Source organism: Lewinella cohaerens DSM 23179 (assembly GCF_000379805.1).
GTDB classification, from domain to species: domain Bacteria; phylum Bacteroidota; class Bacteroidia; order Chitinophagales; family Saprospiraceae; genus Lewinella; species Lewinella cohaerens.
In genome coordinates this window covers 179,279-190,329 of record NZ_KB903598.1, presented here as the reverse complement: position 1 = coordinate 190,329, position 11,051 = coordinate 179,279, and the positions used below count along the sequence as shown (strand labels likewise).

Sequence of the window (11,051 nt, the reverse complement as noted above, 5' to 3'; positions counted from 1 at the left end):
TATTTGTCCCCCTCACAAAAAACTAGTTGGTAAAACCTGAGAAAGTCCATATTGAATCAGGAGAGCAAGCCCTAAAGCAAGAAAATAATGCTAAATTTAGCAACTGACAATCAACGAGTTAGTCAACATCAATCAAAATCAAAATCATGATGAGATGAAAAACACTAAACTTACTATAATTCTCTTTTCAATCTTTATTGGAAACTTACATGCTCAAAACCAAATTACGTTCCAGGTGGATTTGACAAATGAAGAATCCGTGAAACACGTTGGAGTAAGGGGTGGACTCCAACCACTTTCATGGAGTGAAAACTCAACAATGCATGATATTGATGGCGATGGGATTTATACCTTGACTATTGAATTCCCTGATTCTATTACAGAAAAAACTTTAGAATATAAATTTCTTAAGGATGATATTTGGGAAAGGCAAGACACAGACAATCGTAAACTTGTATTGACTGGGAAAGAACAAATTATTCCAATAAGCAAATGGAAAATACATAGTGATGAATATTTATTCAACAATATGAGCAGATCGTATTTTGGGAAATTTATTTTCATTTTTCATTCAGGGAAAAAACAAGGTAAAACCCCCAAAGAAATTGTTTTGGAAATGATTGAATACTATAATTGGAGCCCTAATAATTGGCCATCTAAACCTAATGACTTGTTAGAATTCATGAAATCTGGACAGGAAGGACATAAAGGTGGATATTTTGAAGTATTGGAAGACGAACCGAACAAAATCAAATGCATAATAGGCAGGTACTGGATAGAATGGTTTGATTTATATGGCCCGGGTTTGGGAATGGATAAAAATGGAATCATTCAGGGTGTGACAAAAGATGACCTTGAAACTTATTATGTTACTTGGATTGAACATTTCTGTAGTAAAAATGATAATAATTGGAAATTTCAAATTGTAGAGCAAGGAGAATCAAAGTGGGTTGTGACAATTTCTGATGAATAGGATTCGAATCTCTATGAAGAGATGTAGAAATAGAAAAAAGCACAAAATCAATTAGGGTAAGGACCAGTCAATGACTAAAAAGTCGGTATAAAGGCCTAGTATAAAGTGGTTCATTAATGCGATTTCTTTTGCCGCCTTTTCGGTAGGTAGACACGAAGCCAGTATGCGTCCGAGCAAATCATAAACGACTGAACCCGCTCAGCACTTCTACATAGGGCATAGTTGTTGAGCCATCAAGAAAAATCAGAATAATATTTATCTTGGGCTAGGGTTTCACTTAGGGACAGCACGAAAACAAAAAATAATTTTGATTTCAAAAAAAACAAAAAAATGAATAAAATATTTGCCAGCTCTTTATTAACGCTCTTGGTTTTTAGTATTTTCTCAGTACTAAATAGCTGCTCCAATACTGCTAATGAAACCAGTGAAGAAGAAGTTCAAAAAACCGTTTACGCAAGTGACGTTATTCCATTTTTTGACCACTGGAAATTAATCCTAGGTGACGGTTCAAATGCTGGTTTTGCCAATAATTTTGAGCATAAAGATTTCTTTTATACTGCAAATGATGGTGAAAACGACTGGGTAGTTTATAAAGCCCCCAATGCTGGGGATACTCATGGCACTTCAAATAATACAAGAACAGAATTGGCGCAAGCAAAAAAATGGTACCCTGCAACTGCCAATGATAAGTTGGCAGCAACGCTCAAAGTAATGAATGTGTCCGCTACAGGCGATGCTCGGGTAGCCGCCTCCTACGCTGTAGTCATTGGCCAGATTCACAGTGCCGATGGGCATGAAAATGAACCGCTTAAAATCTTTTATAAGAAATTCCCTGGCCATACCAAAGGTTCTGTTTTTTGGCATTATGAAATCAATACAGCTGGTGATGACAATTCTGGAAGATGGGACTATTCTACAGCTGTTTGGGGTTATGACTTTTCTGTCGTTGGTACAGAAGCAAATACCTACCCGGAAGAACCTGAAGATGGCATTGAATTAGGGGAAGAGTTGAGTTATGAAATCGAAGTTAAGGATGGCATTATGAGCTTAACATTTACAAGTGAAGGGCATGAGACCAAAACCTTTACAAAAAACCTAGTTGTATCTGAATACACAACAACTGCTGATATTCCTGCACAAACACAAGGTTTATTTGTCCCCATTGGTCAAGATGGAGTGGAGCGCGAAAATGCTTATACCGGTGAGGGGCTTTTCTTTAAGTTAGGTTGTTACAATCAAACCAATGGAAAATCTCCCGAAGTAAATAGAAACTGGTGTTCTGGTGCTGAAACACATGGTGGTGATGTTCAAAAACAATATGCAGATGGAAATTATGCTGAAGTTTGGTTTAAAACAGCCAGTATATCTGTAAGTGATGCGGCCGTATCCAATGAAGGCTATTTCACTAAAAATGATTAACTAAGTACCCACCCATTTCCAATGGGTGGGTTAATTTATCAAACGACTGAAGTCGGCGCTCTGTAAGCCTAATCCAGTAGTAAATATAAACAATGAATCAGTTCAATAAACTGTGCCTAGGAATTCTATTCTTAACCGCTCATAACCTTATTGCTCAGGTTGTTACTATTGATCTCAATCAATCCTATCAAACGATTGACCGTTGGGAAAACGGAACTTTTCTACCTGCCGGACTTGAAGACTACATCATTGATGACTTGGTCGATTTAGCCGTTGATTCACTGGGCATAAACAGATTGCGGTTAGAGGTCCGATCTGGCAGTGAAAACAATGCTAATAATTACCAAATGTATATCGATAGCATAATTGATTATGACACATGGCGAAATTTGCGCTATGCTACGATCAATGACAATGACGATCCAGATAGCATTGATTGGTCAGGCTTTCATTTCACCGAATTAGATGAGAAAATTGAGAACATCCTAATCCCCATACGTGAAAGGTTGATTCAAAACAATTCCGACCTATACATTAACCTCTGCTATGTTGCCTTTACTGGTCAATTGAATGGTGGAAATGGAGGTCCGGTCATACATCAAGAACCCGAAGAATATGCTGAATTTATAGAAGCCATATTTCTACACATGGACAGCACTTATGGTATTGTCCCCAATGCTGTTGAAGTAATTCTTGAGCCTAATGTTGCAAGCTTTGGTAATGGCACCTTGGTAGGTGAGTGCTTGGTTGCAACTGGCAATCGACTGAATAGCATTGGGTACACCCCGCACTTTATAGCCTGCTCCAATACCAATTTAAACGGTACGCTTAATTATTATCCCGATTTCACAGCCGTCCCTGGTATTTCAAGCTATTGGAATGAGTACTCCTTTCATGCTTATGCTGGCAGAACCGAAGCCAACCTCATTCAGATTGCAGACAATGCGGCTGCAAGTGGGGTAAAAACTTCCATGCTAGAATGGTGGGCAAATGGAAACACCTTTAGTTATCTACATGATTGTTTAAAACTTGCCAATATCTCTTCCTATGAATTTAAAGGCTCATTTGGTGCAGTGGGAAACAACTGGAACACCGGCCTATTGCAAATCGTAGACAATGGAAACAACAACTATTCCTTAGACTTACAGCGCCCAACAAAGTACTTCAGGCATTATTTCAAACTGATTGAGCCCGGTGCTATTCGCTATTCTGCAAGCTCGGATTCTGCAAGTTTTGATCCAGTTGTTTTCATCAACCCTGATGGAAATCTTTTGCTCAATATTGATGCATCAGCTTCAGGGACAGTACAAATTGAGGGGTTACCACCAGGCACCTACCAGACCATTCATTCCCTGGGCGATGGCAAGCAAGAACCCAGCGTATATTGGTCAAAAAGCCCACTTGACACCATTTCAGGTGTTGAACCACTGTCGATAGAAATTCCATCACAGGGGATTTTCTCAATCGTTCAACGCTCCTCAATTTCAACTTCGGTTTCGACTTTAACTCAAGAAGCAGAAAGATTTATTCTAAATACGAAGAATAATAGCTTAACAGTGTCTGGAATTGGGTCAAACAAAATTGAAAATGTCACTATCTATACCGTCAATGGCCAGTTGGTTTTATCGGAATCCTACGACGCCACAGAAAGGGTTGATATCAATTGTGATCATTTAGGACCGAATATTTATGTGGTTAGAATTAACGAGCAATATTCAAGCAAAATATTCTTGTACTAATCGACACCACACCAAATGCAGGAAATTTGGTCGCTAGTTGGTTTTCAGCGCTGTTCATCACCTAAATAAAGGTACTCGTATATGCATCTCTTTTCTTAAACTTGGGGTATTTGTTTTTACCAAATGAAATCTCCCAACAAGCGCTTACTTGTATTTACAAGTTAAGCGAATATCATATTTGAACATGAAAGATATCTACGCCTTTTGCTTTTTATTAATGATTTCTTCCTCCGCTTTCTCGCAAGTGCAATCGGATTTAACAAAATCAGTGCCGGTATGGCTTGAGTTCGATCCCACCAGTAACCAAAGTGTTCTGAGATGGATTTCTGATCCTTTAGCTTCTCAATATGAGATTAGCGAATTTGAGTATGGCCCAACCATTACAACTAATCTAATCGGAGATGTTGATGGGACAATCAATGAATATGCGGTTGGAATACTTACTCCTGGCCAACTATATGGCTTTCAATTAGATAAAACAACTCCAGGTGAGGTTCCCGGAATGGGTTTGATTTATTCTGGCATAGAAATACCGGCGATACATGATCGGGGTAGATGCTTGATTGCCATTGATGACACGCTAGCTGTTCCTTTACAAATCGAGATAGACCAATTAATATTGGATTTAACGATGGACGGGTGGTTTGTCGACACCATAAATGTATCAAGGTCTCTCGGAGTCGTAGACGTAAAAGCATTGATTCAGGCTTGGTACAATGATGACTATACCAACTCTCAAGCACTCCTCATACTAGGTCGAGTTGCAGTTCCTTATTCAGGAAATTCTGCTTACGACGGCCATACTAATCACCAGGGTGCTTGGTCAGCAGATACTTACTATGCAGAAATGGACGGTAACTGGACGGATAGTTTTGTAAATAATACAACGCCCTCCAGAGATCAAAATAAAAACATCCCCGGAGATGGTAAATTTGATCAAACTGCAATTCCAGGGCTCGTTGAAATTGAAGTAGGAAGAGTAGATTTTCACAACCTTCCAGCTTTTACAGACGACGAAATAGAACTAACCAGAAATTATCTCAATAAAAATCATGAATTCAGAATAGGGAATAAGGACATCCCTCGTAGAGCAATTATTGAGAACAATTTTGCTTCTTTTGACGAAGGGTTTGGTCAAAGTGGCTGGCGCAGCTTTGTTCCTATGTTTGGGGCAGACAATGTCTCTTCTGGCAATTACGACGTAGTACTTGATACCGCAGCATACCTTTGTTCTTATGCTTGTGGCCCAGGTTCTTATTCTAGTGCAGGAGGCATTGGGAATACGGCAAACCTCTGGGCATCTAAAGATATTCAAACCGTATTTACAATGAATTTTGGAAGTTATTTTGGAGACTGGGACAGCCAAAACAACTTTTTGAGATCAGCACTTGCCAGCGGCGATGTACTAACCAATGCCTGGGCAGGAAGACCTGTCTGGCATCTGTACCGAATGGCATTGGGAAAGCATATTGGCTTTTGCGCTATGGAATCTCAGAACGCTATGAGTTTTAATTACAACCAAGGCTTTGGTGCTCACTCAACACATGTTGCATTAATGGGGGATCCCACCCTTAGATTACATCCAATGAAACCAGCAGCTAACCTGTTGCTCACCTTTACCGATGGTGATATGCATCTTAGCTGGGAGGCAAGTATTGAGGCAGAGAATGGATACTTTGTTTATCGAAAAACAAATGACGGTGATTGGGAAATTCTATCAGAATTTTTACAACAAACAACTTTCGTGGATCCTTGTATTCAACCTTTTACAGACTATACTTATATGGTCAAAGCGACCCGACTTGAAAACACAGGGAGTGGTTCTTATTATAATACCAGTCTTGGAATTGCTGCCAGCATGTCTATCTTAGAGAATCCGGCGATGTTACCTTATTATGCAGATGCCGACTTGGATGGTTTTGGAAACCCCAATACGGAACTTTTCTCCTGTGATATTCCGCCTGGTTTTGTAGATAACAACTTGGACTGTGATGACGAAAACAATGATATCAATCCTGATGGAATTGAAATACCCAATAATGGGATTGACGAAGATTGCGAAGATGGAGATTTGATTACTAACCTGGCTGATATTTCTAAAATAGAAATCGCCATTTACCCAAATCCAACAAGTGGATTGCTTAAAATTGACGTTGAACGTTTGGAAGGTTTGACCTACAATTTTTTTGACGCATACGGTAGGCTGATACGATCCGAAAACTTACAACCTCAGCTTAATGTCTCTGATTTTGACAACGGTATTTATTGGTTAGAGATCACAGATCAACAATCACTCAAAAGTGTGAACAAAAAAATAATAATTTTGAAGTAACATCCTAAGTTTTGTTGATTAAGAAAAGACATAATAAGCCTATCAAAAAATGGTCTGGATAACTACCCTACTTGTTGCTTTTTGCCTAGTGGCAATGATTTTTCCACTCTTCCCTAGCAATAGCTGGCTATTTAACATTTTCACGTACCCGCGCATCCAGATTATTTACCTGCAAGTGTTTACTACACTTGTTGTACTCGCCACCTTCGGATCAGAGATATGGGCTATTATTTTTGCAATCCTCATGCTGACGAACAACGTGTTGATATTCCGGATTATCCGCCCTTATACCCATTGGGGCCAAAAACAGCTCTTGGATTTGGACGAGACAGTAGAAGTCCAAACAACACTCTCTCTACTCATTTGGAATGTCTATCAATTCAATCAAAAGTGCCGGCCATTTATCCAACTCGTCAAGGATAAACAGCCAGACCTTGTATTACTTTGCGAAACCAATGATTGGTGGGTCGAGCAGCTCCAGGAAATCAAAGACATTTACCCCTATCACAGAGAAGTTCCCTTGGAGAACACTTACGGGATGTGTATATATGCTCGACATCCTCTTGAAGAGATAAGCGTAAAAAGCTTGATCAAAGAAGGCGTCCCTTCTATACGAGCAACCATCAATATTAACGAAAAATATAAAATCAGGATGTTTGGTGTACACCCTATTCCTCCCTACCCCGCTTACAGTGCCAGCAAAGCGCCCAAAGATGCTGAACTATTGCTAATTGCGAAGGAAGTAAGGGCAGCTGATTCGCCATGTATTGTCCTTGGAGACATGAATGATGTTGCCTGGAGCAACTTAACTACTGCGTTTCAGAAAATTAGCAGACTGCTTGACCCCCGTAGGGGGCGTGGAATCATGCCTACTTTCCACGCTAAGATTCCATTAATGAGAATCCCTATCGACCAAATATTCTGTAGTTCGAATTTTCGCCTCATTGGCATTGAACGAATGCCGGCAATGGGCTCCGACCACTTTCCCATTTTTGTACAATTAGCACTAACTACTGCCGCTCTCAGCCCTGAAAAGCTAAAAATGGAGCAACCCAACAAAAAAGATTGGCAGCTATCAGATGAGCGGATCGAGGAAGGGCTAGCGGTAGTGTCAGAGTCCTAAGAACTTGTTTTGCACAGAAAAGTCGTAAAACAAATTTTAACCTTTGGGACTACGACGATCTTTGAGGATTTGCAGCCAGATAAATGTCAAAATCAGACCAGCAACAAGCCCTTCAACAAAGGTAACACCTGCCAAAACAATATTACTAATCGGCATTCCAGCACCTTGCTCAGAATAAGAATGGATCGTAGCAGGGGCAACAATAGTGTTGACAATAATAGTCAAAAGTGCTACTGTTACGGCAGAAACCAAAGACAATAACATACCAACAACAATTCCATTTTTAAAGGTTTTCCCTACCGGCGTTCTACGTTTCACTTGTGATAATATTACCCCCAGCGCTGCGGCTAGTACCAAGTATTTAACAAAACCTATCCCGGCACTTTCGCCAGTAATATAAAAACCAGAGGTTGCCAAAAAGAAGCTCATCAAAGCACCTGATCCAAGCCCCAAAAAGATTGCTTTTTGGTAAAAATCGCTCCGGGTACCATCGCTTACTTTTTTTCGATCTGCATATTCATTTCGTACATTCCTAATGAGATCATTTTCATTTAAAATTTCCATTTGTATATTTTTTAGGGTAAAAAAAGTGGCCAGCCCAATATTCAGGGCAAGACCACTTTATTATTTTCATGTAATCTAAAGACCTAGATTAACATCGCTCGCCAATGGAGGTATAGATGCGGGTTATACTTCAACTGGAAAACTTTTCCTGCTGCGTGAATGCCAAGCATCCAACATCCAACTCTTTTTCTCTATTTCACTAAGGAAACCACCAATCATATCAATAGTACCTTCATCATCAATTTCACCAGCACGACTGATAATCGTACGCATGTCGGCGATAAGTATTTTATGATTTTCAAGAATGATTTTCACCATTTTGTGGCTATCTAACACTTTACCTGCTTCCTCGATTTTTGCTGACTCAAGATAAGCGGAGGTCGTAGATAATGGGCGCAACTGCAAGGTCAGTAACCGTTCAGCTATTTCATCAATTTTCAATCTCGCGTCTTCATAAAGATCTTCGAATTTCTCGTGTAGATCGAAAAAGTTCTCACCAGATATGTTCCAATGAAAGTTCCGTAAATTCTGATAATACAATTGATAATTAGCCAACAGTTGATTCAGTGATTTACCTGTACTAGCAACTTGTTCCTGACTTAATCCTAAATAATTCATTTATATAATTGTTTTCTTTTTCAACCACAATTATTAAAAACATGTTCGTTAAAATATAAATTTAATCTGCGAACACGCTCCCCTATCTTCCAGTTACATCAGTATAATTAGAACCGTAAAAACCAACTATGCAGAACTGGATGCAGCAATTCAACAACTCTTTTAATAACCTGACAGAAAAGTTAGAAGGGTGGGTCAACAGCATCGTCGTTGCTGTTCCAAATCTCATTTTGGCAGCTATCGTATTGGCGATTGGTATATTCCTTGCACGCTACGTCAATAAGTATGTTCAGAAAATTATTACCCGCTTCTCTGACAATCGCTCTGTTAACAGCTTAATATCAAGTGTTTTCACCGCTGTTTTTGTCTTAATGGTCATCATGATTGTGCTAAGCATATTGCAGTTGGATACCGCATTACAATCTTTGCTAGCAGGTGCAGGGGTCGCTGGTTTAGCCATCGGCCTGGCATTGCAAGACCCTATTGTCAACTTGTTTTCCGGAATTATGATGTCGACAAAGCGTTCATTTCATTTAGGGGATCTCGTTGAAAGCAACGATTTTTTTGGAACCATTAAAAGTATCAACCTGCGCTCTACCGTCATAGAAACACTCCAGGGCCAGGAAGTCATTATTCCCAATAAGATCACGTATCAGAATCCTTTTAAAAACTACAGTACAAATAATCGTCGACGTATTGACCTAAGCTGCGGAGTGTCTTATGGGGATGATTTGGAGAAGGTTCGTGACCTAGCCATTAAGACCATAGAACGGTCCGTAACAATCACCAAAGGCAGTGAGGTAGAACTTTTCTTCAATGAATTTGGGAGTAGCTCTATCAACTTCACCCTTCTGTTTTGGATCGACGATTATCGTCAAAAAAACTACTTAAAAGCCCAGAGTGATGCAATCATTGCCATTAAAAAGGCATTTGACGAAAACGATATTATGATTCCTTTCCCAATAAGAACCCTGGACTTTGGAATCAAAGGGGGCGAAAAAATAGCCGATGCCCTGCCCAGAGAGGTAACAGCAGGTAGAATTAATAACCACAGGTAATGAACAAATAGACCTAAAAGAGGAGTTTAAGGGATAAACAACCACCCATCCATGAACCACTTCACCTTTAGCATTCTACGCTTTGCAGCATTCCTGCTAAGCATTATCCTATCTGGTTATTTGATCATTATTGGCAAGCCTATCCTTGCGCCACTCATTTTTTCTGCTTTTCTCGCATTTTTACTCAAACCATATTCAGCTTGGCTGGAAAACAGGACGGGTAACCGCATGTGGGGCGTTATTCTCAGTATTCTATCCATGCTTTCCGTGATCTTTGGTCTAATACTCCTTTTTGGAATGCAATTGGGAAAAATTATTGGCAATTTTGACGACATCAGCAAAAAACTCAATGAAGGGCTCCAGCAAGGTTTTCGGCTCATTGGAAACCTTTTAGGGATGAGAGGGAGTCAAGTAGAAGACTGGCTCACAGACAACCTCTCCAGTTGGGCGGACATTCCGACACAAATACTTACGTCAGGACTAGGTTCTTCTGCTTATGTGCTAGGATCTATCTTATTGTGCTTGATTTTTGTCTTCTTCCTATTGCTCTACCGAACTTCGTTCTACCAATTCCTACTCTATCAATTTGATGAAGACGCCCGTAAAAAAGGGGGGTTAATGATGCGCAAGGTTGTTAAAATCACAAAAGAATACTTGAATGGACTACTTCTTGTCATCCTTATTCTAGCAAGCCTCAACACCCTGGGGTTGTATATTATTGGTATCGAACTAGCATTGTTTTGGGGAATTTTAGGAGCTTGTTTAGCCATCATTCCTTATATCGGCACAACCTTAGGTGGTTTGCTACCAGCAATGTATGCATTAGCCAATTATGGATTTACATGGCATCCCCTGGCCGTTATTATCTTTTACATTTTCGTTCAGAGCATTGAAGGGAATATCATTACTCCCAAGGTCGTAGGGAAAAGCGTGCGCATCAATCCTTTTGTGGCAATCCTTGCCTTATTGATTGGCGGTGCCTTGTGGGGAATTGCCGGAATGATCCTTGCTCTTCCAATAATGGCTGTAATAAAAATCTTCATGACGAACGTAGAACTCCTCCAACCCGTGAGTGAGCTTTTCCGCGACGATCTTTACCAAAGGGAAGATGTATTTAGAGAAAAATATGACGATGACCGCTATCGCATTTTAAATTATTTCCGCCGCCAAGAGTAATTTATTTTCTAACATTCAAATAATCCAACCTTACAACGAACATCTGTTT

Annotated in this window: 9 protein-coding genes; 7 read left to right on the top strand and 2 right to left on the bottom strand. The window is 39.8% G+C overall.

Features of this window, described 5'->3' with window-relative positions:
• Positions 1-154: 154 nt before the first annotated feature.
• The 5 genes from A3EU_RS0126400 to A3EU_RS0126380 all read left to right on the top strand — a co-directional run bounded on the left by A3EU_RS0126400 (position 155) and on the right by A3EU_RS0126380 (position 7,586).
• Entirely contained in the window at positions 155-973 is an 819-nt protein-coding gene (locus tag A3EU_RS0126400) for a hypothetical protein (protein WP_020539195.1), read from the top strand.
• 330 nt (positions 974-1,303) lie between these two features.
• The gene (locus tag A3EU_RS0126395; protein ID WP_020539194.1) at positions 1,304-2,392 is read left to right on the top strand and encodes a polysaccharide lyase family 7 protein; all 1,089 of its coding nucleotides are present in this window, start codon (positions 1,304-1,306) and stop codon (positions 2,390-2,392) included.
• A 92-nt stretch (positions 2,393-2,484) separates the two neighbouring features.
• The gene (locus A3EU_RS0126390) at positions 2,485-4,131 is read left to right on the top strand and encodes a T9SS type A sorting domain-containing protein (RefSeq protein ID WP_020539193.1); all 1,647 of its coding nucleotides are present in this window, start codon (positions 2,485-2,487) and stop codon (positions 4,129-4,131) included.
• A gap of 184 nt (positions 4,132-4,315) precedes the next feature.
• Positions 4,316-6,463 carry a T9SS type A sorting domain-containing protein gene (locus tag A3EU_RS0126385; RefSeq protein ID WP_020539192.1) on the top strand — a complete coding sequence of 716 codons (2,148 nt, stop codon included), beginning with the start codon at positions 4,316-4,318 and terminating at the stop codon, positions 6,461-6,463.
• Between the two features lie 49 nt (positions 6,464-6,512).
• The gene (locus tag A3EU_RS0126380) at positions 6,513-7,586 is read left to right on the top strand and encodes an endonuclease/exonuclease/phosphatase family protein (protein WP_020539191.1); all 1,074 of its coding nucleotides are present in this window, start codon (positions 6,513-6,515) and stop codon (positions 7,584-7,586) included.
• 36 nt (positions 7,587-7,622) lie between these two features.
• Here the strand turns inward: A3EU_RS0126380 and A3EU_RS0126375 are convergent, their stop codons facing one another.
• Positions 7,623-8,150 carry a hypothetical protein gene (locus tag A3EU_RS0126375; RefSeq protein WP_020539190.1) on the bottom strand — a complete coding sequence of 176 codons (528 nt, stop codon included), beginning with the start codon at positions 8,148-8,150 and terminating at the stop codon, positions 7,623-7,625.
• Positions 8,151-8,273: 123 nt separating this feature from the next.
• Positions 8,274-8,768, bottom strand: coding sequence for a Dps family protein (locus tag A3EU_RS0126370; RefSeq protein WP_020539189.1), 495 nt, complete (start codon positions 8,766-8,768; stop codon positions 8,274-8,276).
• Between the two features lie 128 nt (positions 8,769-8,896).
• On the opposite strand from A3EU_RS0126370, the gene A3EU_RS0126365 reads away from it, so the two are divergent.
• Complete coding sequence (locus tag A3EU_RS0126365) at positions 8,897-9,826, top strand: mechanosensitive ion channel family protein (RefSeq protein WP_020539188.1); 930 nt, start codon at positions 8,897-8,899, stop codon at positions 9,824-9,826.
• A gap of 51 nt (positions 9,827-9,877) precedes the next feature.
• Entirely contained in the window at positions 9,878-11,002 is a 1,125-nt protein-coding gene (locus tag A3EU_RS0126360) for an AI-2E family transporter (RefSeq protein WP_020539187.1), read from the top strand.
• Positions 11,003-11,051 lie beyond the last annotated feature (49 nt).

What these genes read in the sequence shown, in the direction of transcription:
- A3EU_RS0126385 (WP_020539192.1), top strand. Translation starts at nt 4,316, where the DNA reads ATGAAAGATATCTACGCCTTTTGCTTTTTATTAATGATTTCTTCCTCC.
- A3EU_RS0126375 (WP_020539190.1), bottom strand. Translation starts at nt 8,150, where the DNA reads ATGGAAATTTTAAATGAAAATGATCTCATTAGGAATGTACGAAATGAA.
- A3EU_RS0126365 (WP_020539188.1), top strand. Translation starts at nt 8,897, where the DNA reads ATGCAGAACTGGATGCAGCAATTCAACAACTCTTTTAATAACCTGACA.
- A3EU_RS0126400 (WP_020539195.1), top strand. Translation starts at nt 155, where the DNA reads ATGAAAAACACTAAACTTACTATAATTCTCTTTTCAATCTTTATTGGA.
- A3EU_RS0126380 (WP_020539191.1), top strand. Translation starts at nt 6,513, where the DNA reads ATGGTCTGGATAACTACCCTACTTGTTGCTTTTTGCCTAGTGGCAATG.
- A3EU_RS0126370 (WP_020539189.1), bottom strand. Translation starts at nt 8,768, where the DNA reads ATGAATTATTTAGGATTAAGTCAGGAACAAGTTGCTAGTACAGGTAAA.
- A3EU_RS0126360 (WP_020539187.1), top strand. Translation starts at nt 9,878, where the DNA reads ATGAACCACTTCACCTTTAGCATTCTACGCTTTGCAGCATTCCTGCTA.
- A3EU_RS0126390 (WP_020539193.1), top strand. Translation starts at nt 2,485, where the DNA reads ATGAATCAGTTCAATAAACTGTGCCTAGGAATTCTATTCTTAACCGCT.
- A3EU_RS0126395 (WP_020539194.1), top strand. Translation starts at nt 1,304, where the DNA reads ATGAATAAAATATTTGCCAGCTCTTTATTAACGCTCTTGGTTTTTAGT.